We start from the raw sequence: 24706 nt of genomic DNA, 5'->3' as shown, positions 1-24706 counted from the left end.
CATTGTTTTTTGGCGGTTTTTGCATATATTGCGCCGCAACGCGCAGGGTGCCCGGTCGATAGACCGGGCTTCCCTTTTTGGGCGGAAAGCGCCCGTTTCCAGTCTTCCAGCGTTGTTTCGAGAAGAGGTCCCGGTCTGGCCGGCGAGATCGCGCTTAACCCATTGTTCGAACGCAAAGAAGCTCACTCATGAACCTCCGCAACGTCGCCATCATCGCCCACGTCGACCACGGCAAGACGACCCTGGTCGACAAACTCCTCCAGCAGTCCGGCACGTTCCGCGAGAACCAGAAGGTGACGGATCGCGCCATGGACTCCAACGACCTGGAGCGCGAGCGCGGCATCACCATTCTGGCCAAGGCAGCCTCGGTGCAGTGGAAGGACACCCGGGTCAACATCGTCGACACCCCCGGCCACGCCGATTTCGGCGGCGAGGTCGAGCGCATCCTCAACATGGTGGACGGCGCGCTGGTGCTGGTGGACGCCGCTGAAGGCCCGCTGCCGCAGACCAAGTTCGTGGTCTCCAAGGCGCTGAAGGTCGGCCTCAAGCCGATCGTCGTCATCAACAAGGTCGACCGCCCCGACGCGCGCCCGACCGAAGTCATCAACGAGGTGTTCGACCTGTTCGCGGCGCTCGACGCCAGCGAGGAGCAGCTCGACTTCCCGATCCTCTACGGATCGGCCAAGCAGGGCTGGATGGCCGAGAGCCCCGAGGGTCCGCAGGACAAGGGCATGGAGCCGCTGTTCGACCTGATCCTGCGCCACGTCGCGCCGCCGACGGTCGAGGAAGGTCCGTTCAGGATGATCGGCACCATCCTGGAGGCCAACCCCTATCTCGGCCGCATCATCACCGGCCGCATCTCCTCCGGCGTGCTCAAACCGAACCAGCAGGTCAAGGTGCTGCATGCCGACGGCAAGCTGGTCGAGACCGGGCGCATCACCAAGATCCTGGCGTTTCGCGGCCTTGAGCGCACGCCGCTGGATGAAGCCGAAGCCGGCGACATCGTCGCCATCGCGGGCCTGACCAAGGGCACCGTCGCCGACACCTTCTGCGATCCGACCGTCGAGGTGCCGCTGCCGGCACAGCCGATCGATCCGCCGACCGTGTCGATGTCCTTCATCGTCAACAATTCCCCGCTCGCCGGCACCGAAGGCGACAAGGTGACGAGCCGCATGATCCGCGACCGTCTGCTCCGTGAAGCCGAAGGCAACGTCGCGCTGCGCGTCGTCGAGGCCGCCGACAAGGACGCGATGGAAGTCTCGGGCCGCGGCGAATTGCAGCTCGCGATCCTGATCGAGACCATGCGCCGTGAGGGCTTCGAGCTCTCGGTGTCGCGCCCGCGCGTCGTGTACCAGAAGGACGAAGCCACCGGCGCCACCATGGAGCCGATCGAGGAGGTCGTGATCGACGTCGACGAGGAGCATTCCGGCGTCGTCGTGCAGAAGATGAGCGAGCGCAAGTCCGAGCTGGTCGAGATGAAGCCGTCCGGCGGCAACCGCCTGCGCCTGGTGTTCTACGCGCCGACCCGCGGCCTGATCGGCTACCAGGGCGAGCTGCTCACCGACACCCGCGGCACCGCGATCATGAACCGCCTGTTCCACGGCTACGCCCCGTACAAGGGCGAGATCCAGGGCCGCCGCAACGGCGTGCTGATCTCCAACGACCAGGGCGAGGCCGTGGCCTACGCCATGTTCAAGCTGGAAGACCGCGGCCCGATGATGATCGAGCCGGGCTGGAAGGTCTACAAGGGCATGATCGTCGGCGAGCACACCCGCGACAACGATCTCGAGATCAACGTGCTCAAGGGCAAGCAGCTCACCAACATCCGCACGACGTCGAAGGACGAAGCCGTGCGCCTGACCCCGCCGATCCGCATGACTCTGGAAAAGGCGCTCGCCTATATCGAGGACGACGAGCTCGTCGAGGTCACCCCGAAGTCGATCCGCCTGCGCAAGAAGCACCTCGACCCGAACGAGCGCAAGCGCGCGGAGAAGTCCAAGGAAGCGGTGGCGTAAGCTACCGCACGCCGTTGTGCCGTAGGGTGGGCAAAGCGTAGCGTGCCCACCACTTGAAGTCCCGGTCGGCAATGGTGGGCACGGCGCAAGAGCGCCTTTGCCCACCCTACGGAGCGTCACTCCCGCCTCTGGAATACTGGATCACCCGCTCCAGTGCGCAAGCGCGCACAGGGCGGGTGATGACAGCTGACTTGTGGCGGCTTCAGCACATCCAGCGAACGTGCTAGAGCCCGCCCATGAGCTCCCTTCCCTCCTCCGTTGATGTCGCGATCATCGGCGCCGGTGCTGCCGGGCTCGGCGCGGCGCACGCGCTGGCGGGTTCCGGCCTCTCCGCCATCGTGCTGGAGGCCCGCGACCGGCTCGGTGGCCGGGCGTGGACCGTGCAGGCCTCGCCCGAGGTGACGTTCGACGTCGGCTGCGGCTGGCTGCATTCGGCGGACCAAAACTCCTTCGTCGCAATCGCAAGGCAGCTCGATTTCGAGGTCAACAAGGACCTGCCGCCCTGGCGCGAGCGCGCCTTCGGCAACGCGTTTCCGCAAAGCCAGCGCGACGAGTTCATGCAGGCGATGGACGCGTTCTACGAGCGCCTCTGGCAGGCCGCGCAAAAGGGCAAGGACGAGCCCGCGAGCCTGAGCCTCGAGCCCGGCAATCGCTGGAATCCCATGATCGACGCGATCTCGACCTATATCAACGGCTGCGAACTCAAGGACATGTCGACGCTGGACTGGGACGCCTATGAGGACACCAACCTCAACTGGCGCATCCGCCGCGGCTACGGCGCCCTGGTCGTGGCCTATGGCGCGCCCTGCCCGGTGGCGCTGAACTGCATGGTCACGCTGATCGATCATTCCGGCCCGCGCATTCGTATCGAGACGTCGCAGGGCACGCTGACCGCCGGCAAGGCGATCGTCACCGTGCCGACCAATCTGATCGCCGATGAGGCGATCCGCTTCTCGCCACAGCTCCCCGCCAAGGTCGATGCCGCAGCCGGCCTGCCGCTCGGTGTCGACGACAAGGTGACGCTGGCGCTTGGCGATGCCGAAGCGTTCCCTAGGGAAGGCAACCTGCGCGGCGCCACCATGCGCACCGCGATGGGCACCTACCACATCCGCCCGTTCGGCCAGCCCTGCATCGAAGGCTTTTTTGGCGGCAGCTTCGCAAGAGAACTGGAAGACGCCGGCGACGGCGCCATCGCCGCGCAGAGCATCGACGAGATCGCCAGCTTCCTCGGCAACGACATCCGCCGCAAGCTGAAGCCGCTGTGCGAGTCGCGTTGGGCGCATGATCCTTTCGCGCGAGGGTCGTATTCGCACGCGCTGCCCGGACACGCCGGCGACCGTGCGGTGCTGGCTGCACCGGTGGATGGACGGCTGTTTTTCGCCGGAGAGGCGACGTCGCCGACCTTCTTCACCACGGCGCACGGGGCGCGGGACAGCGGAGAACGGGCGGCGAAGGAAGTGCTGGCGGCTCTGCGCAAGCCATAACCGCAAACTCCGTCATTGCGAGCGCAGCGACAAGTCACTCGATTACCCGCGCCCGCAACTCCGCATCCGGCACAAAGCACGCCTCGTACTTCCCGAAAATGCGATAGCGGTTGCGCGCGATGAGGCTGTAGACGGGATCCCGCAGCGGCTTCGGTACCGCGAACAACGCGCGTACCCAGCCCCAATCGGGAAGCTGCGACAGCACCATCAGCGCTGCATCCGACTTCATGAACACCTCGCCGCCGTGGATCACGGCGTTGGTGTCGGGATCCCCAGGGTCGATGCCGAACGTGCGCGCCAAACGCGCCCCATAGTCCGACTGGATCGGCGTGAAACGAAAGCGCTTCGCCGTGTCGCGCTTGGCGACGAAGCGCACCCAGCGCGAGCAGAAGATGCAGACGCCGTCGAACAGGATCACATCGTCGTCGGGCCATTTTGGCATCAGCGATTATCCAGCATCAGCAGCGCAACCAGCATCAGCACGATCGCAGGCCCCGTCTTGACCAGCGCGCCGAGCGGCTCGATCCAGAGATCGGGCGTCAGGATCGCCGCGCCGAGCATATAGCCGAGCGAGGCGACAATGCCCGCGACCAAGCCGACCGCAGCCGTACGTCGGAACGCGATCAGCACGCCGATGCTCATGTCCATCAGGCTGGTGCCGATGGTGATGGGATCGACCAGCGCAGGCGCAAAATTGTGCGCGCTCAGGATGCCGGCGGCGGCGCGGTAGGAGACGAACAGCGCGATGAAGCCGGAGACGACCCAGAACGCGGCCAGGCTCGCGAAGATCAGCGCCTTGACCAGGAACAGCCGCGCGAACCATTTGTCCTGGATGGTGGCGGGATGACGTCCGATCACTTCAGCCAGCGTTTTCGGCACGATGCCCGTGGCGGCGATCCAGGCCGAGGGATCACCGCTCACGCCGCGGCGCAGCTCGGCTATGGCGGTGGAGCGCATCGGCGGCATCCAGCCGAGATAATTGGCGAGATCGCCGATTTTCGCGCCGAGATCGAGCATCAAGGTCGGCATCGCGATGCGCGGCCAACCGGCCGTGCCGAATGCGAACCGAAACTGCTTGATGATTCCGGCCATGGTGACCGGCTCCGATAGCATCAGGTCCCAGCACACTGATATCACGGATGCATCGTCGATATCACGCGCGGCGAGCCAGGCGATGGTCGCCGAGATGTCCTCGACCGCGACGGGCTGGAACGGCGTCGCCATCTCCGCACCCGGCAAGTCGAGCGGGAAGGCGGCGAGCGCGCGCAGCATGGCGCTGCCGCCATAGGCTGACGGCGCGACCACGAAGCCGGGCCGCAGGATGGCATGGGCGATGCCGGAGGCCGCGATCAATCGCTCGGCCTCGCGTTTGGTCGTCGCGAAGGCGGTGCGGTCGGCTTCGGCCATTCCCGGAATCGAGATGTGCACCAGCCGGATCGCGCTGTCGCCGATCGCCTGAAGCAGACGCGCGACGAAATCCCGGTGCACGGCGCTTGTGTCGCTGCCGGGCCCATCCTGGAGCACGCCGAGGCAATTCACGACGACATCCACGGCCTGCTCGCGCAGCAGGCGCGTCAGCGCGGCCGCATCGAGCGATAGGATTGGAAGCTCGATATCGAGCGCGCCCATCTTCTGCGCCGGCGACAGGCTGCGCGCCACGCCGACGGCGCGAAAGCCCCGCGCGCGCAGATCGTCGGTGACGAAGCGGCCGATCAGGCCGGAGGCGCCGAGCACCAGGATGGTTCGCTGGTTCATCATTCCCTCAAAACGGCTTGGCGACCATCAGCCAGAGGATGAGCATCGTCGCGCCGAAGCCGGGGAAGCCGAACGCGAACCAGCGGCGGAACAGGACGAAGTAACGCTCCGGCAGCGCGGCGCGCTGCTCGGAAGCCTTGCGCGCGAGATCGCGCATCTCGATCTGCATGAAGACGACAGGGATCCAGAACAGGCCCGCGATGGCATAGAGCGCGAGCGACGCGAGCAGCCAGCGCTCCGTGAACGACGTGGCCGAGAGCATCATCAGCAGGCCACCGCTGACCGGCTGCAAGATCACGGCCGACAGCGTGAAGATCGCGTCGGCAATCACCACCACCGAGGCGGTGCGCGCAATGAAGTCTGCATCGTGCGTGCGATGCGCCATCAGCATGAAGAAGGCGATGCCGGTTCCGGTGCCGAGGATGACGATGGCGCCGAGCACGTGCAGGTATTTGACCAGGAAATACAACGTCATGGTTTCTTCTTCAGCGCACGCTCGAGCTCGCTGCCGGCGGCTTTGACGCCGGCTTCGGTCTCGATCATCCAGTGCCCCTCGCTGCCCACCCCGGGCAGTGCGCGGAAATCGACCTTGCCGCCACCGCCGCGAAATGCATCTGCCAGCGACTTCGAAAATACCGGCGGAAAATAGCTGTCATTGCTCGCAACGAGCCATGTGACGGGAATGCGCGCCGCCTTGCCGAATTCAGCGGCGGCCGCGAGAAGCGCATGGGGCGCGCAGATCCGGTTCGGTTCGTCATTGGCATGGCCGCCGCGCCCCGGCGCAATTACTGTGATCGCCGAGATCGTCTTGGGCTCGGCATTGGCGAGCGCCAGCGCGCCCCAGCCGCCGGCGGAATGGCCGATCACGATCGCGGCATCCTTGCGGATGAAATCCTGCTTTCGCAAATGGTCCAGTGCCAGCGAAATTTCTTCGGCGGTCGCACGACCCGCGCGCGCGTAATCCGCTTCGTCACAGCCGCCCTGGTCTTCGACATAGCGGCCGCCGGTTGCACCGTGGCCGAGCCGTTCCGGCACCAGCACGGCAAAGCCGCGCGCGACGAGGAACGCTGTGAGCGCGCGGTATTCCGGCTGCGGCATTTGTGCACGACGCAAGCCATTCTGCGTCGAAGCATGCGCGATGACCGCGAGTCGAAATGGACCGGCACCGAACGGGCGAAACAGCAGCGCATGCGCGGCAATGTCCGTATCCGGCGACGGCACACGCCACTCCTGCCGGCGAAACGGCTCGCCTTCCTCGCCCGATGCAGCGAACGTGACCTGGGCGCACAGAGGCGGCGCGGTCAGCACGGCCAGCAGAGGCAGGAGCGCGAAGATGTTGAAGAGCCGCATGAATTGCCGGAGTCGAGCACGGACAACGAAGGCCAGACTAACGGGAACGAATCATCCTGGGCGGACTTTCTGCGTTGCCATCGCCATTCATTGGTTGCTGCAACCGAGTTTTGCACCGACGCATGGCAGTTCGTTGCCGTTCAGGGCAGCGCCTTGTCCTCTTTCGGTACAACACAGTTGAAATACTGATGCAGAAAGTCCACAGGTTAACCGATAATTAACGATAGGTCTTGCCGCCGACGCGGCGACTTGGTTTGATCGTGTCCATGAGCACAACCCTGATCGAGGTCCGGCCGGCCAAAGCTGCAGATGCAACTGCGGTGGCGTCAACCCATGACGAAGCCTGGCGCTCGGCCTATCAGGGCATCATTCCCGGCGCCGAGCTGGAGAAGCTGATCAACCGCCGCGGTCCGCAGTGGTGGGACAGCGCGATCCGCAAGGGCAGCCGCGTCAGCGTACTGGTGTTCGGCGACAAGATCGCAGGCTATGCCAATTACGGCCGTAACCGTGCCCGCAGCCTGCACTTCGACGGCGAGATCTACGAGCTCTATCTGCGCCCCGAATTCCAGGGCCTCGGCTTTGGCCGTCGCCTGTTCGCCGCCGCTCGCCGCGACCTGATGCAGAGCGGGCTGAAGAGCATGGTCGTGTGGGCGCTCTCGGACAACGATCCGGCGACCGAGTTCTACCGGGCCCTGGGCGGCCGCATGGTGGCGCGTTCTTCGGAACGATTCGGGCCGAAGTCGCTCGACAAGGTTGCCTTCGCTTGGACCAATTGAGCTGCTGAAAGTCTAGCCGGCAGCGTTTCCCATCCGTCGATACCGTTGCCGCTTGAGCCGGTGTTCGCCGGATTCATTATTTCAAAAAAACACGATGGATTGGGGGGCCAAGCCCGCGTATGACAGCGCCAAAATCGCTGCCGGGCGCGATTTAACCTCGGCAACAACGGAGCCTTGAATGCGTATCGATGCTATCTCGATCGGGAAAAACGTCCCACAGGACGTCAATGTCATCATCGAAGTCCCCGTGGGCGGCGAACCGATCAAATACGAGATGGACAAGGAGGCCGGCACGCTGGTGGTCGACCGCTTCCTGTACACGCCGATGCGTTACCCCGGTAACTACGGCTTCATCCCGCACACGTTGTCGGACGACGGTGACCCCTGCGACGTGCTGATCATCAACACCCGCGCCATCATCCCCGGCGCCGTCATGAGCGTACGCCCGGTCGGCGTGCTGTTCATGGAAGACGAAGCCGGCGGCGACGAGAAGATCCTGGCGGTGCCGTCGTCGAAGCTGACGCAGCGCTACGACAAGGTGAAGTCGTACTCCGACCTGCCCGACATCACGCTGCAGCAGATCCAGCACTTCTTCGAGCACTACAAGGATCTCGAGAAGGGCAAGTGGGTGAAGATCCTGCGCTGGGGCGGCCCGGAGGACGCGCACAAGCTGATCCTCGAGGGCATCGAGCGCGAGAAGAAGAAGAAGGGCTGAGCTTCTGTGTCCCGGACGCGGCGCGGCATGAAATGACGCGACGCTGAGCCGGGACCCATGCCGCCACTGGGCCCCGGCTCAGCAGCGCCCCGCTGAAGAAGCGCTGCGCTGCGTCCGGGGCACGAGAGTTTACCTACACCGCCGGCTTCGGCAGCCCGGCGATTGCGCAGGCCGCGCGCAGCGTGTTCACGAGCAGGCACGCCACCGTCATCTGGCCGACGCCGCCGGGCACCGGCGTGATGGCACCGGCAACGCCGAGCGCTTCCTGATAGGCGACGTCGCCGACAAGGCGCGTCTTGCCGTCCTCCTTTGGAATCCGGCTGATGCCGATGTCGATCACGGTCGCGCCGGGCTTCAGCCAGTCGCCGCGCACCATCTCCGGCTTGCCGACGGCGGCGTAGACGAGATCGGCGCGCTTCACGAGGCCCGGCAAATCGCGCGAGCGCGAATGCGCGATGGTCACCGTGGCGTTCTCGTTCAGCAGCAATTGCACCAGCGGCCGGCCGACCAGGTTGGAGCGGCCGATGACGATGGCGTTCAAGCCCTCGAGCGAGGGATGGACGCTCTTGGTCAAAATGATGGAGCCGAGCGGCGTGCAGGGCGACAGCGCTTCGAAACCGCCAGCGAGACGACCGGCATTGTTCGGATGCAGGCCGTCGACATCCTTGGCGGGATCGATGGCGTTGATGACGGCCTCGGTGTTGAGGCCCTTCGGCAGCGGCAGCTGGACAAGAATACCGTGCACGGCGGGATCGCGGTTGAGCTTTGCGACGACGGCCAGCAAGTCCGCTTGCGAGACGTCAGCCGGCAGCTTGTGCTCGAAGGAGGCCATGCCGGCCGCCTGCGTCTGGGTGCCCTTGGAGCGGACATAGACCTCGCTCGCCGGGTCGTTGCCGACCAGGACCACCGCAAGGCCCGGCACCAGATTGTGCTCGCGCTTGACGCGGGCAACCTCGTCGGCCACGCGCGCCCGGAGGTCCGCGGCAATGACTTTTCCATCGATGATCTTGGCCGTCATGTCAGTTCCCTCGGTCTTTCGATTTGGCGGATGCGAGTTGGCGCAAGGTCTCGCCGAGCCGAGCCGGATCGCCGTCGACCGCGATCTGCTTCAGCCGCGAGGTCGCTCCGGACAGGAGTCTTACGCTGGCCTTGGGGACACCAAGCGATTTCGCCAGCAGGACCAAAACGGCCTTGTTGGCCTCGCCGCCATCGGCGATCGCGCGCACCCGCACCTTGAGCACGCTGCGGCCATCGGCCAGCTGCTCGATCCCGTCGATGTCGTCGCGGCCGCCGCGCGGCGTCACCCGCAGCGCGATGCTGATTCCTGCAGCCGAGTAACGCCAGGGTTCCTTGAAGGCCTCTTTCGCGACCAAGGCGCTCCTGCCTGCTTAGATGACGTTCGGGTAGATGTAATACAGGATCACCCGCTCGATGAACATGATGAGCAGGATCAGGATGATCGGCGAGATGTCGAGCCCGCCGAGGCTGGGCAGGAAATTGCGAATCGGCGCCAGCACCGGCTCGGTGATCCGGTAGAGGAACTCCGCAACCGCCGAAACGAACTGGTTGCGGGTGTTCACCACGTTGAAAGCGATCAGCCAGGACAGGATCGCGGAGGCGATCAGCAGCCAGACGTAGAGGTCGAGCACGATGATGACGATGTCGAGAACGGCACGCATGGCTTTTGAAGACTCTGGCTTTTGAAAACTCTGGCTGCGGTCGGGATTGACGCCTTTTGCTAGATATCGGTTCCCCCCGGCCCAAACAAGGGAAGTTCGGACGCAGGAATGGCTAAAACCGGGTTACGCCCGTCCTTGACTTGACCTTGGCAGGGACTTAAATGGCGCCCGGTTGTCGGCCGCGTTTACCAGGGCGGCCAACAAACGGGGCCATAGCTCAGCTGGGAGAGCGCGTCGTTCGCAATGACGAGGTCGGCGGTTCGATCCCGCCTGGCTCCACCAGCCTTCGCAGGCTGCGCCTGCTTCGGCTCGGCAAGCCCGCTCGTAGCGAAGGCTGCCACGCCATAGCCCACGGGGCGACGGCGGGCTCCATCCGAAGACCTCTCCCCCCTACCTCCCCGTAAACCTCGGCGGCCGCTTTTCCATGAAGCTTGCCACGCCCTCCCGGAAATCGCTGCCGCCGAGCGCCACCATCATCTCCCGGTTGGCCTCGATCGTTGCCTCGGCCAGCGTCTGGAACGGCACCTCGTAGAGCTGGCGCTTGATCACGGCCATCGCGCTCGGCGAGACGAAGTCGGCGAGGTCGCGCGCATAGGCGTAGGTTTCCTCGCGGAGCTTCTCCGGCGAGCACAGACGGTTGACCAGCCCGATCCGCAGCGCCTCGTCGCTCGAAACACGGCGCGCCGAGAGCAACAGATCCATCGCATTGGCATGGCCGACGATGCGCGGCAGCATCCAGCTGATGCCGTGCTCGGCGATGAGCCCGCGCCGCGCGAAGGCGGTGGTGAACACGGTGTTGTCGGCGGCAAAGCGCAGGTCGCAATAGAGCGCGTGGACGAGGCCGATGCCCGCGGTCGCGCCGTTGAGCATAGCGATGACGGGCTTGCCGATCGACGGATAGAAGCCGTAGCGCGTCTGCCAGTCGGGCCGGCGATTCATGTCGAAGGGCGGCAGGCTCGATGCGCGCCTGACGTCATCGGGGTCGAGCCCTTTCAGCGCATCCATGTCGGCGCCGGCGCAGAAGGCGCGGCCCGCGCCGGTGAGCACGATGACGCGGACATTGTCGTCGGCGCTTGATGCTTCCATCGCATGGCGCACGTCGCGCTCCATTGTCGGCGTCCACGCGTTCATGCGGTCCGGGCGATTGAGCGTGATGGTCGCGACCTTGTCGCGCACCTCATAGAGAATGTGTTCATAGGCCATGACGCTCTCCCTTTGTCTGCCGGCACGCGTTCGCGCGCGCTCGTTGTCAGCGAGCCTAGCATATCCAGGGATGAGGCAAGGGCTTGCGCGAAGGCGCGATCACTCGGCGGCTTGCGCCAGCAGCGGCCGGCGCGCCAGCCAGCCATTGATGAAGTGATCGAGCCAGGCGCGTTCCGCGGCATCGTACACGGCACGGTCCGCGAAATGATGATGCCGCTCGCGCGCACCGGGCGCGCTGAACCCGTCATAGCCGCGCGTGGTCCAGCGATGCATCATGGCGTAGGTCACGTCAGGATGAAACTGCACGCCGAAGGCATGGCCCGCACGGAACGCCTGCACCGGAAAATCGTCGCCTTCCGCCAGCAGCTCAGTGCCGGCCGGCAGCTCGAAACCCTCGCGGTGCCAGTGATAGACCTGCGCCGGCCAGGCCGGACAGAGCGCGTGGCCCGCGGCCGTCGGGCGGATCGGGTAGTAGCCGATCTGGGTCAGTGCCTCCGCATGCGGCGCGACGCGGGCCCCGAGCTGCATCGCCAGCATCTGCGCACCGAGACAGATGCCGAGGAACGGCCGCTGTTCGCGAAGCGGAATTTCGATCCAGTCGATCTCGCGGCGGATGTAGTCGTCGGGATCGTTGGCGCTCATGGGGCCGCCGAAGACCACGGCGCCGGCATGCTGATCGAGCGTCTCCGGAAGCGGATCGCCAAAGCGGGGACGGCGGATGTCGAGACGATGGCCGAGCGCGCGCAGCGCATTGCCGACCCGGCCGGGCGTCGAGGATTCCTGGTGCAGGACAATCAGAACCGGCAACCGGGCTTCGGGACGAGCAGCAGATGCGCCAAGGGCCCTTCTCTTCGGGAAGGGCACCAATTCCGCGCCACCAAACCTGTCCGTCCGGAACGACATTGCCTTTCCAAATGCTATCGGTTCAGACCGCCAGCATAGCTAAGCGATGGTTAACATCGTGTGAGTTTGCGCACACACGACACCGATCAGGAAAGCAAGCTCCGGGCCACGACAGGCTTCGAGCGTTCTTCAGCGTCTCTGCCGCTGGAATCGGCTGGTGGCGGACAGGATGAAGCCGCGCGGGAAGAAACGTAGCGCGAACGGCACAATCTTGATGCCGAGACCCGGCAGCACTGCCCGTTTATTTGCCATCAGCCCACGATAGGCCTCCCGTGCAACATCGGAGGCAGGAACATTGAGAAGGGCCGTATTGTGTCCGGATCCGACGCCGGCGCGCGCCTGGAATTCGGTAGGCACCGGACCCGGGCAAAGTACGGTGACGCGGACGCCGCGCGGCGCGAGCTCCGCCCGCAAGGCCTCGGTGAGAGAAATCACATAGGCCTTGGACGCGTAATAGACCGCCATGCCGGGGCCGGGCAGAAAGCCGGCGACCGAGCCGACATTGAGAAGACCGCCCTTGTTCCTGATGAGCTGATCGGCAAATCGCAGCGACAGATCGGTCAGGGCCCGGACGTTGACGTCGACGATGCCAACCTGCTCGTCGCGATCGCACTCGATGGCATCGCCGAACACGCCGAAGCCGGCATTGTTGACGAGATGGTCGAGCTCGACATCTTCGGCGGCGAGCGCGGCCGCGATCTTCTCGCCGGCATCAGCTTCCTGGAGGTCGCAGGCGATTACGATCGGCTTCTTGCCGCCCTTGGCGGCGAGTTCGTTCGCGAGCGCCTCGAGCCGGTCCGCACGCCGCGCCGTCAGCGCCAGACGGTGTCCATTCGCGGCGAACACCCGCGCCAGCTCCGTGCCGATGCCCGCCGAGGCACCGGTGATCAACGTTACCCGCTCAGTCACGATCGAAGTCTCTTGAATTGAAGTTTTTAGTCCCGCAATGGCGGAACGAGAGCATAGGCCGTACGCGACAGGCAAGCGGCGCTGACAGCATGGCCGCCTGACCGGACATCAGGGAGACCAGAAAACCCGGGGATTTACGGATGAATCCGGGATAACCGCAGCCGGGGGCTACATTAAAGTTTCGTCATGTAGCCTGTACAACCGGCAATCCGCCGTGTTGGACGAAATCAGCCGCCTACGGCGCCGTCCTTCACCTGGTTACCGGCACGGTCCGCCACGGCATGCTTCAGGTCGATCCGGTCGCGCTGGGAAATCCCGAGCAGGTCGGAGGCGCGCCAGACCACGTTGTCCTCGAACTCGGAGACCTGGCCGTCGGCATAGACCAGCTCCCACATCATCTGGACGATGCGCTTGCGGCCCGCTTCGTCGAGCGAGCGCATGATGACGCTGGTGAAGTGATAGAGATCGACCGCCTCACCCTCGACCTGGGTCGCATCGGCGATCAAACGATCGGCAGTGCCGCGATCGAGCCCAAAATGGCTTTCGATCAGGCTGTGCAGCTTGCGCTGCTCGGTCGCCGTCGGCTGGCCGTCCAGCGAGACCACGTGAACCAGCAACGCGGTCGCCGCAAGCCGATAATCGCTGTCGCCGAATGCGCGATCCCCGGCATGGGGAGCAACAATGTCGGCGATGAATTGACGCAGGCCGTCGAGCATGGGGTCCTACCGAAAACGATGACGCCGCGGGGGCGCGGCGTTACCAGCATTATATGTGCGGGAAACTCAACCGGCGCAACGTGCGTCAGTTCCCCGCGCTGCATTACGTTTCGGCAATCTCAAGGCGGTCATTTCTGAAGGGCGGCCAAATCGACTCTCCTAAGTCGTCCTGGCGAAGGCCAGGACCCATTACCCCAGCGAGCAGTTTGACGAAGACTGGTTGTCGTACGGTACTACGACCATCCGCAATCGATAGATACCGCGGTATGGGTCCTGGCTTTCGCCAGGACGACGCTGGAGAGATTTGGTGCTTCGCTCGTAGATGACGGAGCCCGCGGACTCCGCCACCGCGCGCTCACGGTATCTCGTACACCACCATCTTGTCGGCGATGCCGCGCAATGCGGCCTGCTTCTGAATCGGCTTGATTTCACGCTGCTTCAGCACTTCCGCCACGGCTGGCGCGTCCAGCACTGACCCGGTGATGTGCATCTCCTGCGCGGTCGACAGGCTCTGCACGCGCGCGGCGATGTTGACGGTCTGGCCGAAATAATCCTGCCGCTCGTTGAGCATCACCGCGAGGCACGGACCTTCATGGATGCCGATCTTGACGATGAGATCGGCGGTGCCGCGCTGCTTGTTGAGCACGTCCATCGCCGCACGCATCCGCAGGCCCGCGACGATCGCGTGCTCGGGACGGACGAAGGTCGCCATCACGGCGTCGCCGATGGTCTTCACCACCGCGCCCTTCTCGGAGGAGATGATCTCGAGCAGCGCATGGAAATGCGCGCGCACGAGATCGAAGGCGGCGAGATCGCCGACCCGCTCGTAGAGCGCGGTCGATCCTTTCAGATCCGTGAACAGAAATGTCAGGGACGTGATCTGGAGCCGCTGATCGACACTGAGATTGTCCGCCTTGAACACATCGCGGAACGTCTGGTTCGACAGCATCCGCTTGGCGGTGAGGAACGGCTTGCGCTTGCCGATGAGGTGATGAAGCGCCTCGGCCGCGATGAACACCGACGGCAGCACGCGTACGCCGGCCTGGTTCTCCAGCGACAGCCGCAGCGGACCCGGCCGCATGGTCGTGGTGCCCGTCGGCGCCTGCACCCTGTTGTACATGATGGCGAGCTGCTGGCGGTCCTTGGTCGGCTCGCCCTGGACGTCGATGAAATGCGCGGCGTGCGTCACCGGCTCGAAGATGATGATGAAGTCGTTCGGCAGTTGCAGCGACATGGTCGCCTTCTCGCCGGCAGGCAGCTCCATCGTATCCAGTGTGACCTCGTTGGCCAGCGTCGCAAACGACTCCTTGTTGAAGTCGACGCCGGAGCTCCAGAACACCTGCTTGAAATACTCCCATACCGGAAGCGTATCCGGGTCGTGCGCCGCGATGCGCCGGACGCGCGGGTTCACGGTGAAGGAGACCTCGACCTGGTCGTCGACGGAGGCCTTGTAACCGCAGGCACAGAGCGCACAGTGATAGTCGTCGGGCTTGAGCGCCTTCAGCGTCGCGTGAGCGCCAAGCACACCGCCGCAGCCCGGACACAGCACGTTCCAGCCGAGATCGAATAGCCCGAGCCGCGCCGAATGCAGGAAGGCGGAGATCGCGCGCTCTTCGTCGACACCATGCTGCCTGGCGAAATCGAGGACATTGACCCGGTTGAGCTCGTGATCCTCGCCGTCCTCGATGAGGCGCGCAATCTCATCGACCGCCTTCGGATCGGCGGTCTGCTTCAGAACGGAAAATTGGGCCTGGATGTCGCTCATGGCGTAACTCTATCTAGGGTGGATCACGCCATCGGCCAGGCGAGCGCCTGTCACCGACGCGTGATTCGGAACATGGGTGAGCGGTCCGGCTGGGTCGTGACGACGCCATGCGGGATCACGGGAACCGTATCGACCAGCTCGACGCGAAACGCACCGATCAGCCGGGCCAGCGCCAGCACGGATTCGGCTTGCGCAAACGGTGCGCCGACGCACACGCGCGGACCCGCGCCGAACGGCAAATAGGCAAAACGGTCGGGTGCTTCGGTCGACATGAAACGCTTTGGAACGAACGCGTTCGGCTGATCCCACAGCTTTTCGTGCCGGTGCAGCAGCCAGGGCGCGATCATGATGATGTCGCCCCTGCCGATCTCGATTCCGGCCGCATTGTCCTTCTCGCGCGCGGCACGCGCGATCAGGAAGGCGGGCGGATAGAGCCGCATGGTTTCTTCGATCACCGCGCGGGTGAATTTCTGGCGATCGATGTCGGCCATGCTGTCGAGATGTTCGCCGCGGGTCTCGGAGGCCACCTCCTCCTGCGTATCAGGATCGAGCGCGAGCAGATAGAGCGCCCAGAACAGCGCGGTCGCCGTGGTCTCGTGGCCGGCGAGAATCATGGTCGCGACTTCGTCGATAAGCTGCTCGTCCGAAAAGCCCTTGCCCGTTTCAGGATCGCGCGCCTCGTCCATGAGATCGAACAGGTCGCGCGGCGGCGCGCCGTCCTTTTTCCCGGCGGCGCGCCGCTCGGCGATCAGCATCGCGACGAATTCGGTCCAGCGCTTGCGGAAACGGGCGCGGGCAAAATCCATCGGGCTCGGCCAGGACACCGGCAGCAGCATGTCGAGGAAATAGGGCCGTCCCAGCCGCTCGCCATATTCCACGACGAAGTTGCGCAAGGTGGCGCCATGCCGGTCCATGCCGAACGAGAACATCGTGCGCCCGGCGATCTCGAGCGTCATGCGCTGCATGGCCTCGCGCAGATCGACGGTCTCGCCGCTGCGCGCATCCAGCTTCGCGATGGTCTCGTCGAGCACCGCCGTCATGTGCGGAACGAGATTTGCGGTGGCGCGCGGCGTGAAGGCCGGCGCAAGCGTGCGGCGCTGAAACGTCCAGGCATGACCTTCCGCAATCAGGAGGCCTTCGCCGAGCACGGGACGCAGCATGCGAATGCCGGCCGGCGTGCGCGTGTAGTTCTCGTAATTGCTGAGCAGGACATGCCGGATCGCGTCCGGGCGGTTCAGGATGAAGCTCTTATGGAGGAAGAAGCGGCCCTCGAGAACGTCTTCCTCATAGGCGCGCTGTCCCCAGGTTGCGATCATGTTCTGCCTGATCACAGCGACCCGTCCGAGGAACGACATGTCGTCGGGGGCACGCGGCGGCGTCGGGGGGATGATGGGCCGCCGCACGCTGGCGATGTTCATGGCTCTCTCCCGCAGATGTGACGCAGGCAAATAGCTAGTAAGTCAGCTCGGCAACCGCAATCCTGTTCTCGGCGGCAGGCCAGAGGCGTGCCACGATCCGTTCTTCGCCGAACTGGGCCACGATGTTACGCCCGATCTCGCCGGCCGGAAGCCGCAATGTTGCTGTCGCATCCGTGGGTACGCCCGGTTTGACGTCGGCCGGCTCCTTGCCGTCGAGCAGAACCACGTCCCGCGGCAGGCCGAAATAGCCGCGCGGACGTGACATGATCACGACTGCGCCGGCATCCTTGTCCGCCGGCCCGAGCGGGCGCGCGGCACGCAGGTGGACGACGTCGGACGAGCGCGGGAAGGGCGAGCGATAGATATGCGTGGTCGGCGCATCCGGCGACGCGAGGACGAATTCGAGCGGCCAGGAGGGTTCGACCTGCGCTGGCCCCCAGCGGCCGTCAGCACCGGTCTTCGCGCTGTGCACGGCATTGCCGTTGCGCTCACCGGTATCCGGATCGACGCGGAAGATATCGACGGTTGCGCCCGCCACCGGCCGATTGGTGGACACGCCGCCCGGCGTTCCCGTGACGAGGCCACTCAGCCTGACGCTCGGTTCCGGCACGATCGCGATGCGCGCGGGCTCGCGGCCGGCGATGAACTTGTAGATCTCGCGGAACGCGCGCGGGTGAAACGCCACCTCGCGATGATCGAGCGCACCGAGCACGAGATTGGTGGCCCCCCGCAGCTCCGGCCCCTCGGCGGTGACACCGGTCGGCGTGCCGGGCTTGCCGATGAAGCGGCCGTCGGCTTGCGCGTATTTGTCCATGCCATCGCTGCGCAAGGTGAGGAAAGCCGTGCCCGGCGTCACCTCGCTCTCGCCCCCGTTCAACCCGCGCAGGAAAACGCCGCGGCCGTTGAACTCGTTGTTGGGCTGGTCGTCGCTCGTGAACACGCCGTGATTGGGCGTGCCGCACAGGACAGCGTGGCTGACGTCAGCCACACCGCCGTTCCTGACGACATTGCGGATCGCATAGCCGCCGCGCGAGCTGCCGACCAGCGCCACGCGAGGTGCGCCGGTACGGCGCTTCAGCTCGGCGATGGCGGCGGCGAGCTCACGGCGCTGGTCCTCGGTCGAGGAGCGGTTCGCCTGCTCGACCGTGTCGTCGCTCCGCGCATTGGGATCGGTGAAGTTGATCGCCAGCATGCGATCGCGCGCGATGCCATTGGATTCCATCCGCCACATCGTGGTCATCCAGAGCGCGTCGTAGTCGCCATTGCCGTGGACGAACAGGATCGGCGGCACCTCGGCGCCCTGCGCCGCGGGCGCGGTTTGAGCGAAAGCATCCATCCGGACGCTCGCAAGCGCAAAAGGCAATGTGCCGGCACCTTGCAGGATCGTCCGTCGCGACAGCTTCATCTGTTCCTCCCCGGCAAAACCGCCTCTTTGCACCGCTTATAGCGTCCTAACCACTGGACAGCGAAGGACTTTCGCGGGCATCACTGAATCCGCCGGAATCGCCAGGACCACTTCTGCCAGCCCATATGGAAGGGGATATGACCGAGCAGCCGAACCGTCAGAGAATCGCAGCCGACGGCATCGCCGCGCCGCTGCGATACACCGTGTTCCGGCGCATCTGGCTCGCCAGCCTGCTCTCCAATCTCGGCCTGCTGATCCAGGGCGTCGGCGCCGCCTGGGCGATGACGCAGATGGCGGCCTCGGCCGACAAGGTGGCGCTGGTGCAGACCGCGCTGATGCTGCCGATCATGCTGATCTCGATGCCGGCGGGCGCCATCGCCGACATGTATGACCGCCGCATCGTCACCCTGGTCTCGCTCATGATCGCGCTGACCGGCGCGACTGCGCTCACGATCCTGGCCGGGCTCAAGCTGATCACGCCGGAAGCGCTGCTCGCCTTCTGCTTCGTCGTGGGCAGCGGCAACGCGCTGTTCGGCCCGGCCTGGCAATCCTCGGTCAGCGAGCAGGTGCCGCCCGAAGCACTGCCGTCGGCCGTCGCGCTGAACGGCATCAGCTACAACATCGCGCGCAGCTTCGGTCCCGCGGTCGGCGGCGTCATCGTCGCCGCGCTCGGCGCGGTGGCGGCGTTTGCCTGCAACGCGATCCTCTATCTGCCGCTGCTGGTCGTGCTGCTGCTGTGGCGGCGCAGCACCGAGCCCTCGCGCCTGCCCCGCGAGAAGCTCAACCGCGCCATGGTTTCGGGCTTCCGCTACATCACCAATTCGCCGCCGATCAAGATCGTCCTGCTGCGCACGCTGGTGATGGGCCTGATCGGCGGCGCCATCATGGCGCTGATGCCGCTGGTCGCGCGCGACCTCTTGCATGGCGGCGCGCAGACCTACGGCATCATGCTCGGCGCCTTCGGCATGGGCGCGGTCATCGGCGCGCTCAACATCCACGAATTGCGCAAGCGCATGAGCGGCGAGTCCGCGATCCGCGCCTGCACCATCTCGATGGCCTTTGCGATGGCCGCCCTTGCCGTGAGCACAGAACCGGTGCTGACGGCGACCGCGCTGGTGCTGGCCGGCGCGGTCTGGATGGCCGCCGTCGCGCTGTTCAATATCGGCGTGCAGCTCTCGGCACCGCGCTGGGTCGCAGGCCGGTCGCTGGCAGCGTTCCAGGCCTCGATCTCCGGCGGCATCGCGATCGGCGCCTGGGGCTGGGGCCATCTCACCGACTATGCCGGCGTCGAGGTCGCGCTTCTGGTCGCGGCAGGCCTGATGCTGATCTCACCGCTGCTCGGGATCTGGCTCACGATGCCGCGCGTCGGCGCCCGCAACGAGGACGCCGAGGTGCTGGCCGATCCCGAAGTCAGGCTGTCGCTCACCGGCCGCAGCGGACCGCTGGTGGTCGAGATCGAATACCGGGTGTCTCAGGAGAACGCGCGCGCCTTCCACAATGTGATGCAGGACGTGCAGCTCTCGAGGCAGCGCAACGGCGCCTATGGCTGGTCGATCGCGCGCGACATCGCCGACCCCGAATTGTGGACCGAGCGCTATCACTGCCCGACCTGGTTCGACTATCTTCGCCAGCGCAACCGCTCGACCCTATCCGAACGCGCGCTGCATCAGCAGGCGATCGATTTCCACATCGGCCCCGAGCCGGTGCGCGTCCGCCGCATGCTGGAGCGTCCGTTCGGCTCGGTGCGCTGGAAGGAAGAGACGCCGGACCAGGGAGCAAGCGAGGTGCTGCCCGTGGTCGCGACCGCGGCGGGCAGCAGCACGTAGGTTCTGCCGTCGTCCCGGCGAAGGCCGGGACCCATAACCACAGGCAAAAGTTTGGCGAAGATTCGGAGTTGCGACCGAGTCCTGTACAGCTAGTCGCGCTCTATCGATAGATCACGCGGTATGGGTCCCGGCCTTCGCCGGGACGACAATCACGTTTACTGCCCGTGCTCCGTCAGCACCTTGTCGCAGCCCTTGCTCAGCCGCGTGCGGTTCTGCTTCAGGCAGGCGAGCACAGCCTGGTCGCCATTGTTCATCACGGGGCGGCAGAAGCGCGTGACGTCGCGCGCGCAGGCGTCGTGTCCGGGCTGCTGTTGCGCGGAGGCGCCAGATGCGCACAGAAGAAAAGGAACGATCAAAAGAAATCTGGTCATCGCGTAATGCCTCTTACCCGGAAGATGTGCGGGCGAAGCTAGTGCGACGATCCCGGAGCCGCAACGGCTTTATTGACAGGCTGCATCGCGCCACAGCGTGGCCCCGGCTTGACGCCGGGGCACAACGCGAGGGGAGCTAACCGACGCAACGATCGCTGTGTGCTCTTACTGGTTGCCCTGAGCGTCAGCGACCTTGCGTGAGGCGCCCTTGGCGAGGTCCTTGTCCATCACTGCGCGGCAGCCGGCGCTCAGATCCGAGCGATGCTTCATCATGCACGCGGTGATCTTCGGGATGTTGGGGATCTCCGACGAGCACAGGCGGAAGGCATCGCCGGTGCACTGCTGCTGCGCCTCGGCCGAGAAGGCGAAGCTCGAAGTCGTCGAGACGATCGAGACGATGGCGGCGAAGCCCAGAGCCAGGCTGGTGTCGCACAGCTTGGCCGTAAACGACTTGGTCATTTGAAGCTCCCATTGGCGCCGCTGCAAGCGGAGCCCGTTGTTGATGGGAACTACGATGCTCTAGCAAAACAGTTTCCACTGTGATGACGGTCACGGGGCGCACCCCAACTGTGACATCGGTCACATTGGCGCACCTCGCTGAAAATCCGGCGCAAACGCCGTCGTGTTGGTGTCACGTTAACTGTTCCTTCGCATTAATGGCTCGTCGCGCGGGAAATTCCGCAGGTTTGGTTGCGTAATTGGAAAGAGTAGCGATGCGTAATGCGTTGGGCCTGATGCTGGCCAGTGTAGTTGCGGCGGTCGTGATCGCCGCCGGCGGTTGGTTTTATTATTCCGCGAGCGCCGATCCGGGCGCCCCCAAGACAGTTGCCGCCCGTGCCGCCGACCCGTTGCCGGCACAGGCGAAAATCGCCGCCAAGGACGACGTCGCGACCACCGCGGCGATCGCGGCGAAGCCGACGGCCGTTGCCCAGGCATCCGCGCCTACGCCCGCCCCGGTCGCGCCAGTTCAACCGAAGCAGGCCTGCGCCAATCCAAACGCCCTCGGCGTCGCCCGCGTGGTCGAGATCGACACCACCGGCGGTCCCGGCTTCGGCTTCGAGCACTTCAAGCAGTTCGATTTCCTCACCGACAAGGAGGTCGTGCTGACCTTCGACGACGGTCCGTGGCCGGTCAACACGCCCGCAGTGCTGAAGGCGCTCGCGGATGAATGCACCAAGGGCCTGTTCTTCTCGGTCGGCAAGCACGCGACCTACCACCCGGAGATCCTGCGCCAGGTTCTGGCCCAGGGCCACACGGTCGGCACGCACACCTGGTCGCATGTCAACCTGAACAGCAAAAAGATGACGGAGCAACAGGTCAAGGACGAGGTCGAGAAGGGCTTCAGCGCAGTGAGGTTCGCGCTCGGCACCAATCCCGCGCCGTTCTTCCGCTTCCCGCAGCTTCAGCACAATCCGGCGATGGTGAGCTATTTCGGCACCCGCAACGTCGCGATGTTCTCGACCGACATCGATTCCTTCGACTTCAGGAAGGGCGCCACGCCGGAGAAGATCGTCGAGACCGTGATGGGCAGGCTCGACAAGCTCGGCAAGGGCATCATCCTGATGCACGACTTCCAGAAGCACACCGGCGAAGCCATGCCGGCGCTGCTCGCGCGGCTCAAGGCCGGCGGCTACAAGATCGTGCAGATGAAGGCCAAGACCACCTTCCAGACGCTGCCGGAATATGACGAGGCGCTGCTGAAGGACCTGAAGGTGCCGACCTCGAGCGCGCGTCCGATCGGAAGCGTGGTGCAGACGGTTTCGCAGTAACGCGTTCGACCAGATCGAAAACTCTTGCGTGATGGCCGGGCTTGTCCCGGCCATCAACGTTCTTGGGCCACTCCGAAGACGTGGATGCCCGGGACATCTGGCGCGAACACGCGCCTCGCGTTTGCCTGAGGCGTGACGGCGAGGGTGGGGCGCAAAGACCGCTTACCAATAGATGCCGTGGCGATGCAGCTCGCTGATGATGCGGCCTTCGGTCCAGGTACGCTTGTGCTTCGGCTTGTTGACTTTCGCCGTGGTCTTCGTTGCGGTCGCGGCGGGCGCTGAAGTCGTCGTGGTTACGGCGGGTGCCGCGGCAGGCGCAGGCGCCGAGATCGCCGGCGGACGGTCGACATATTTCGGAGGTTCGGTGACGGGTGCGGCTTCACTCACTTGCGTCGTCACGGCGATTGTCGCCGTCGCTTGCGGCGCCGAGGCCTGTTCGCTCGCCGTGGCCAGCGAGAGGCTGCGTGGACCGGCCGCCTGAGCAGATGCTGAAGCCAGGACCATGGCGGCCAGCAGAATGATCTTGCGCATGTGAAATCTCCCCGCGTTGGCGTGACCGGGACGCTACGGGAGAGACACGCGACATTATGTGATCGCGATCACGCAGGCGACCGAACGATCTTGAACCCGCGCACGCTCATGCCGGCTGGATGCGCCGGTTAAGACGCTTGTCTGTGATAACAGGATGAATTCGGGGCGCTGGTGCCGCAAGAGGGATTCGAACCCCCGACCCCGTCATTACGAATGACGTGCTCTACCGACTGAGCTATTGCGGCGAACCCTGCCGGGCTCGGACGATGCCGGTCCCGATACGCGCGCTCCTGATATCGGGCATGGCCCGAATTGGCAAGAACAAGCCGGGTGCGAAATGCGGCTTAGGCGCCCCAGCGGGACCAGAATCCGCGCCAGCCGCCGGCCTGGGCCTTGGGCGTGCCGATTTGTTCCGTAAATTCATCGCTCGGGCCCTCGTCATCGATCCCGGGATCATCCGGGGCGCGGACGATCGGGATGACGGCGGGGATCGGGACAGGTGCGGGCTTGCCGAGGTCGGCGCGGGTCCGGAACACCGGCGTTGCCGCCGCCGGCGATGATTCGGCCGGCTCGGGGGCCGGCGTGACCGGCTCCGCAGATGTCATCGCAGGCTCTGCCTTTGGCTCTTCCTTCGGCTCTTCCTTGGCCACCGGAGGTGAATTGTCCTGCTCCGCCGGGACCGATGCAGCCGGAGCCGGTTCCATCAGGGTGTCATTCGCAGGCGCCGTCACCCGTTTCGGCGGCGGGGCCGCCAGCATGGCTTCCTCGAAGGCCGAGGATTCGATCAAGTCGCCCTTGTCGGAAGGAAGGCTCGCGACCGGCGTCTGCCACTGGAAGGCGTCGAGGCGGCCGGTGACCGGGGAAACCGGGCGCCAGCGATCGCTGACATAGCCGTCGGCGGTCCAGGCCGGATCGTGGCGAGCACGCACCGCGCGCAAGGTCCAGGCGCGGGCGCGGCCGCCGTCGCCGTGCTCGGTGCGCTCGATCTCCGCCATCAGCAGTGCGACCCGCTGGGTCGGATCGTTGACATAAGGCGCCAGCACCGCGCGTGCGCGGCTGAATTCGGAGGCATCGATCGCGGCGCGTGCGAGCGCGAGCTGGCCTTCAACATGGCCGGCCTTGTCGGCAGGCGTCTTGGCCGCAAGCGTCTCGACCCGCTGCAAGCGCTGCCGCGCGGAATCGCCGAGCTTCACATGTGCATAGGCCTCGGCCAGATCGGGATGCGGATTGGCGAGCCAGGCGGCCTCGACCAGCTTCATGGCGCGGCGCACCTGATGCGCCTCGCTCTCGAATTTTGCGGCGAGCACGGCGGCCGGCACCAGGGTCGGTGCGAGCTTGATCGCCTCCATCACGCTCTCGCGTGCGACGTCGCGATCCATCGTTTGCAATTCCAGCGCACGTGCGGTGAGCAGCACGCCGCGCTGGCGACGATAGGCCGGCTTGTCGATCAGGCCCGCGGACAGGTTCGAATCGAGGATCGCCAGCGCGCCGCTCCAGTCGCCGCGCGCGCAGCGGAAGCCGAGCACCGCATGCGAGGCCCAGGTCGACGACGGCGACAGCTTGATCGCTTCCTCCGCGATCATGACGGCGCCGACCGCATCGTCGGCGCGCTGCGCCTCGATGAACAGGCCGCGCAGGCCGAGCAGCCGCGTATCCTCGCGCTCGGCCATGGCACGGAAGGCGCGCTGCGCCTCGTCGCGATTGCCTTCGAGCTGCGCCGACTGCGCATGCAAGAGAAGCGCGAGCGGATCGTTCGGCGCATGCCGCCGCGCCGTCTCGGCATGACGGCGGGCGAGCGCGGTATCGCCATGGCCGATCGCGAGCAGGCCGTGGGTGATGGCGTGGCGGCCGCGCGCGTGGCGCTTTTCGTGACTGCGGCGGCGCAAACGCCCCGGCGTCCGCCAGATCGTCGTCAGGATGCTCCAGACCAGCACGACTGCCGCGGCAAAGAGGCCAAGCAAGAACACGAATCTGGGCAACGTCGTTGAGGCGCGGAAGCCGCCCGCCGTCAGGACGAGATCGCCGGGCTGATCGGCAACCCAGGCCGCGCCGGCCGCCGCCAGCGCAATCAAGACGAGGAAAAGGACGATGCGAAGCATGGCGATCCCTATACGCG

The 24706-nt window shown here is 65.4% G+C and carries 24 protein-coding genes and 2 tRNA genes; 7 read left to right on the top strand and 19 right to left on the bottom strand.

What is annotated here, in order from left to right:
* Positions 1-188: 188 nt before the first annotated feature.
* On the top strand, positions 189-2015 hold the full coding sequence (typA, locus tag WN73_RS29530; RefSeq protein ID WP_028174933.1) for a translational GTPase TypA: 1827 nt from the start codon (positions 189-191) through the stop codon (positions 2013-2015).
* A gap of 236 nt (positions 2016-2251) precedes the next feature.
* Positions 2252-3499: a flavin monoamine oxidase family protein gene (locus tag WN73_RS29525; RefSeq protein WP_028174934.1), complete on the top strand. Its 1248-nt coding sequence runs from the start codon at positions 2252-2254 to the stop codon at positions 3497-3499.
* Positions 3500-3533: 34 nt separating this feature from the next.
* On the opposite strand, the gene WN73_RS29520 is transcribed toward WN73_RS29525, so the two are convergent.
* From WN73_RS29520 to WN73_RS29505, 4 genes are read right to left on the bottom strand one after another with little or no spacing between them, the layout of a single operon-like run.
* Positions 3534-3941 carry a thiol-disulfide oxidoreductase DCC family protein gene (locus WN73_RS29520; RefSeq protein WP_028174935.1) on the bottom strand — a complete coding sequence of 136 codons (408 nt, stop codon included), beginning with the start codon at positions 3939-3941 and terminating at the stop codon, positions 3534-3536.
* Complete coding sequence (locus tag WN73_RS29515; protein ID WP_028174936.1) at positions 3941-5254, bottom strand: SDR family oxidoreductase; 1314 nt, start codon at positions 5252-5254, stop codon at positions 3941-3943. The genes WN73_RS29520 and WN73_RS29515 overlap by 1 nt, the downstream gene beginning before the upstream one ends.
* A gap of 7 nt (positions 5255-5261) precedes the next feature.
* Positions 5262-5729: a DUF2269 family protein gene (locus WN73_RS29510; RefSeq protein ID WP_011083376.1), complete on the bottom strand. Its 468-nt coding sequence runs from the start codon at positions 5727-5729 to the stop codon at positions 5262-5264.
* Positions 5726-6604: a dienelactone hydrolase family protein gene (locus WN73_RS29505; RefSeq protein ID WP_028174937.1), complete on the bottom strand. Its 879-nt coding sequence runs from the start codon at positions 6602-6604 to the stop codon at positions 5726-5728. The genes WN73_RS29510 and WN73_RS29505 overlap by 4 nt, the downstream gene beginning before the upstream one ends.
* A gap of 266 nt (positions 6605-6870) precedes the next feature.
* On the opposite strand from WN73_RS29505, the gene WN73_RS29500 reads away from it, so the two are divergent.
* On the top strand, positions 6871-7380 hold the full coding sequence (locus tag WN73_RS29500) for a GNAT family N-acetyltransferase (RefSeq protein WP_008136728.1): 510 nt from the start codon (positions 6871-6873) through the stop codon (positions 7378-7380).
* A 178-nt stretch (positions 7381-7558) separates the two neighbouring features.
* The gene (gene ppa / locus WN73_RS29495) at positions 7559-8095 is read left to right on the top strand and encodes an inorganic diphosphatase (protein WP_011083378.1); all 537 of its coding nucleotides are present in this window, start codon (positions 7559-7561) and stop codon (positions 8093-8095) included.
* Positions 8096-8228: 133 nt separating this feature from the next.
* Here ppa and WN73_RS29490 read toward each other — a convergent pair whose 3' ends face one another.
* The 3 genes from WN73_RS29490 to WN73_RS29480 are packed head-to-tail and all read right to left on the bottom strand — an operon-like array spanning position 8229 to position 9774.
* Positions 8229-9113, bottom strand: coding sequence for a bifunctional methylenetetrahydrofolate dehydrogenase/methenyltetrahydrofolate cyclohydrolase (locus WN73_RS29490; RefSeq protein WP_011083379.1), 885 nt, complete (start codon positions 9111-9113; stop codon positions 8229-8231).
* Between the two features lies 1 nt (position 9114).
* Positions 9115-9468 (bottom strand): DUF167 domain-containing protein, encoded by a 354-nt coding sequence (locus WN73_RS29485; protein WP_028174939.1) that lies wholly within the window; start codon positions 9466-9468, stop codon positions 9115-9117.
* Between the two features lie 15 nt (positions 9469-9483).
* Entirely contained in the window at positions 9484-9774 is a 291-nt protein-coding gene (locus tag WN73_RS29480; protein WP_007598721.1) for a YggT family protein, read from the bottom strand.
* 206 nt (positions 9775-9980) lie between these two features.
* On the opposite strand from WN73_RS29480, the gene WN73_RS29475 reads away from it, so the two are divergent.
* A tRNA-Ala gene (locus tag WN73_RS29475) sits at positions 9981-10056 on the top strand.
* A gap of 108 nt (positions 10057-10164) precedes the next feature.
* On the opposite strand, the gene WN73_RS29470 is transcribed toward WN73_RS29475, so the two are convergent.
* The 7 genes from WN73_RS29470 to WN73_RS29440 form a co-directional block, all read right to left on the bottom strand.
* Positions 10165-10977 carry an enoyl-CoA hydratase gene (locus tag WN73_RS29470; protein WP_011083381.1) on the bottom strand — a complete coding sequence of 271 codons (813 nt, stop codon included), beginning with the start codon at positions 10975-10977 and terminating at the stop codon, positions 10165-10167.
* Positions 10978-11076: 99 nt separating this feature from the next.
* A complete protein-coding gene (locus WN73_RS29465) occupies positions 11077-11880 on the bottom strand; it encodes a glutamine amidotransferase (protein ID WP_011083382.1) in 804 nt (267 codons plus the stop codon).
* Between the two features lie 129 nt (positions 11881-12009).
* Positions 12010-12789, bottom strand: coding sequence for an SDR family NAD(P)-dependent oxidoreductase (locus WN73_RS29460; protein ID WP_011083383.1), 780 nt, complete (start codon positions 12787-12789; stop codon positions 12010-12012).
* Positions 12790-13016: 227 nt separating this feature from the next.
* Complete coding sequence (locus WN73_RS29455) at positions 13017-13505, bottom strand: tellurite resistance TerB family protein (protein WP_011083384.1); 489 nt, start codon at positions 13503-13505, stop codon at positions 13017-13019.
* Positions 13506-13860: 355 nt separating this feature from the next.
* The gene (locus WN73_RS29450) at positions 13861-15270 is read right to left on the bottom strand and encodes an adenylate/guanylate cyclase domain-containing protein (RefSeq protein WP_011083385.1); all 1410 of its coding nucleotides are present in this window, start codon (positions 15268-15270) and stop codon (positions 13861-13863) included.
* 50 nt (positions 15271-15320) lie between these two features.
* Positions 15321-16688 (bottom strand): cytochrome P450, encoded by a 1368-nt coding sequence (locus WN73_RS29445; protein ID WP_028174940.1) that lies wholly within the window; start codon positions 16686-16688, stop codon positions 15321-15323.
* Between the two features lie 34 nt (positions 16689-16722).
* The gene (locus WN73_RS29440; RefSeq protein ID WP_028174941.1) at positions 16723-18093 is read right to left on the bottom strand and encodes a hydrolase; all 1371 of its coding nucleotides are present in this window, start codon (positions 18091-18093) and stop codon (positions 16723-16725) included.
* 137 nt (positions 18094-18230) lie between these two features.
* Here WN73_RS29440 and WN73_RS29435 point away from each other — a divergent pair, with 137 nt between their 5' ends.
* Positions 18231-19919 carry an MFS transporter gene (locus WN73_RS29435; protein WP_011083388.1) on the top strand — a complete coding sequence of 563 codons (1689 nt, stop codon included), beginning with the start codon at positions 18231-18233 and terminating at the stop codon, positions 19917-19919.
* Between the two features lie 155 nt (positions 19920-20074).
* Here WN73_RS29435 and WN73_RS29430 read toward each other — a convergent pair whose 3' ends face one another.
* Positions 20075-20290: a hypothetical protein gene (locus tag WN73_RS29430; protein WP_028174942.1), complete on the bottom strand. Its 216-nt coding sequence runs from the start codon at positions 20288-20290 to the stop codon at positions 20075-20077.
* A gap of 165 nt (positions 20291-20455) precedes the next feature.
* Positions 20456-20749: a hypothetical protein gene (locus tag WN73_RS29425; protein ID WP_028174943.1), complete on the bottom strand. Its 294-nt coding sequence runs from the start codon at positions 20747-20749 to the stop codon at positions 20456-20458.
* Between the two features lie 254 nt (positions 20750-21003).
* Here WN73_RS29425 and WN73_RS29420 point away from each other — a divergent pair, with 254 nt between their 5' ends.
* Positions 21004-22059: a polysaccharide deacetylase family protein gene (locus tag WN73_RS29420; protein ID WP_271555748.1), complete on the top strand. Its 1056-nt coding sequence runs from the start codon at positions 21004-21006 to the stop codon at positions 22057-22059.
* A gap of 162 nt (positions 22060-22221) precedes the next feature.
* On the opposite strand, the gene WN73_RS29415 is transcribed toward WN73_RS29420, so the two are convergent.
* The 3 genes from WN73_RS29415 to WN73_RS29405 all read right to left on the bottom strand — a co-directional run bounded on the left by WN73_RS29415 (position 22222) and on the right by WN73_RS29405 (position 24689).
* Entirely contained in the window at positions 22222-22590 is a 369-nt protein-coding gene (locus WN73_RS29415; protein ID WP_028174945.1) for a hypothetical protein, read from the bottom strand.
* Between the two features lie 169 nt (positions 22591-22759).
* Positions 22760-22835: transfer RNA gene (locus WN73_RS29410), tRNA-Thr, on the bottom strand.
* A gap of 99 nt (positions 22836-22934) precedes the next feature.
* Complete coding sequence (locus tag WN73_RS29405; RefSeq protein WP_271555745.1) at positions 22935-24689, bottom strand: heme biosynthesis HemY N-terminal domain-containing protein; 1755 nt, start codon at positions 24687-24689, stop codon at positions 22935-22937.
* Positions 24690-24706 lie beyond the last annotated feature (17 nt).

This window comes from Bradyrhizobium sp. CCBAU 45394, assembly GCF_028128655.1.
In the GTDB taxonomy this organism is placed as follows: domain Bacteria; phylum Pseudomonadota; class Alphaproteobacteria; order Rhizobiales; family Xanthobacteraceae; genus Bradyrhizobium; species Bradyrhizobium diazoefficiens.
This window is presented reverse-complemented; position numbering and strand designations above follow the sequence as displayed.

What these genes read in the sequence shown, in the direction of transcription:
- typA (WP_028174933.1), top strand. Translation starts at nt 189, where the DNA reads ATGAACCTCCGCAACGTCGCCATCATCGCCCACGTCGACCACGGCAAG.
- WN73_RS29525 (WP_028174934.1), top strand. Translation starts at nt 2,252, where the DNA reads ATGAGCTCCCTTCCCTCCTCCGTTGATGTCGCGATCATCGGCGCCGGT.
- WN73_RS29520 (WP_028174935.1), bottom strand. Translation starts at nt 3,941, where the DNA reads ATGCCAAAATGGCCCGACGACGATGTGATCCTGTTCGACGGCGTCTGC.
- WN73_RS29515 (WP_028174936.1), bottom strand. Translation starts at nt 5,254, where the DNA reads ATGAACCAGCGAACCATCCTGGTGCTCGGCGCCTCCGGCCTGATCGGC.
- WN73_RS29510 (WP_011083376.1), bottom strand. Translation starts at nt 5,729, where the DNA reads ATGACGTTGTATTTCCTGGTCAAATACCTGCACGTGCTCGGCGCCATC.
- WN73_RS29505 (WP_028174937.1), bottom strand. Translation starts at nt 6,604, where the DNA reads ATGCGGCTCTTCAACATCTTCGCGCTCCTGCCTCTGCTGGCCGTGCTG.
- WN73_RS29500 (WP_008136728.1), top strand. Translation starts at nt 6,871, where the DNA reads ATGAGCACAACCCTGATCGAGGTCCGGCCGGCCAAAGCTGCAGATGCA.
- ppa (WP_011083378.1), top strand. Translation starts at nt 7,559, where the DNA reads ATGCGTATCGATGCTATCTCGATCGGGAAAAACGTCCCACAGGACGTC.
- WN73_RS29490 (WP_011083379.1), bottom strand. Translation starts at nt 9,113, where the DNA reads ATGACGGCCAAGATCATCGATGGAAAAGTCATTGCCGCGGACCTCCGG.
- WN73_RS29480 (WP_007598721.1), bottom strand. Translation starts at nt 9,774, where the DNA reads ATGCGTGCCGTTCTCGACATCGTCATCATCGTGCTCGACCTCTACGTC.
- WN73_RS29470 (WP_011083381.1), bottom strand. Translation starts at nt 10,977, where the DNA reads ATGGCCTATGAACACATTCTCTATGAGGTGCGCGACAAGGTCGCGACC.
- WN73_RS29465 (WP_011083382.1), bottom strand. Translation starts at nt 11,880, where the DNA reads ATGTCGTTCCGGACGGACAGGTTTGGTGGCGCGGAATTGGTGCCCTTC.
- WN73_RS29455 (WP_011083384.1), bottom strand. Translation starts at nt 13,505, where the DNA reads ATGCTCGACGGCCTGCGTCAATTCATCGCCGACATTGTTGCTCCCCAT.
- WN73_RS29450 (WP_011083385.1), bottom strand. Translation starts at nt 15,270, where the DNA reads ATGAGCGACATCCAGGCCCAATTTTCCGTTCTGAAGCAGACCGCCGAT.
- WN73_RS29445 (WP_028174940.1), bottom strand. Translation starts at nt 16,688, where the DNA reads ATGAACATCGCCAGCGTGCGGCGGCCCATCATCCCCCCGACGCCGCCG.
- WN73_RS29440 (WP_028174941.1), bottom strand. Translation starts at nt 18,093, where the DNA reads ATGAAGCTGTCGCGACGGACGATCCTGCAAGGTGCCGGCACATTGCCT.
- WN73_RS29435 (WP_011083388.1), top strand. Translation starts at nt 18,231, where the DNA reads ATGACCGAGCAGCCGAACCGTCAGAGAATCGCAGCCGACGGCATCGCC.
- WN73_RS29430 (WP_028174942.1), bottom strand. Translation starts at nt 20,290, where the DNA reads ATGACCAGATTTCTTTTGATCGTTCCTTTTCTTCTGTGCGCATCTGGC.
- WN73_RS29425 (WP_028174943.1), bottom strand. Translation starts at nt 20,749, where the DNA reads ATGACCAAGTCGTTTACGGCCAAGCTGTGCGACACCAGCCTGGCTCTG.
- WN73_RS29420 (WP_271555748.1), top strand. Translation starts at nt 21,004, where the DNA reads ATGCGTAATGCGTTGGGCCTGATGCTGGCCAGTGTAGTTGCGGCGGTC.
- WN73_RS29415 (WP_028174945.1), bottom strand. Translation starts at nt 22,590, where the DNA reads ATGCGCAAGATCATTCTGCTGGCCGCCATGGTCCTGGCTTCAGCATCT.
- WN73_RS29405 (WP_271555745.1), bottom strand. Translation starts at nt 24,689, where the DNA reads ATGCTTCGCATCGTCCTTTTCCTCGTCTTGATTGCGCTGGCGGCGGCC.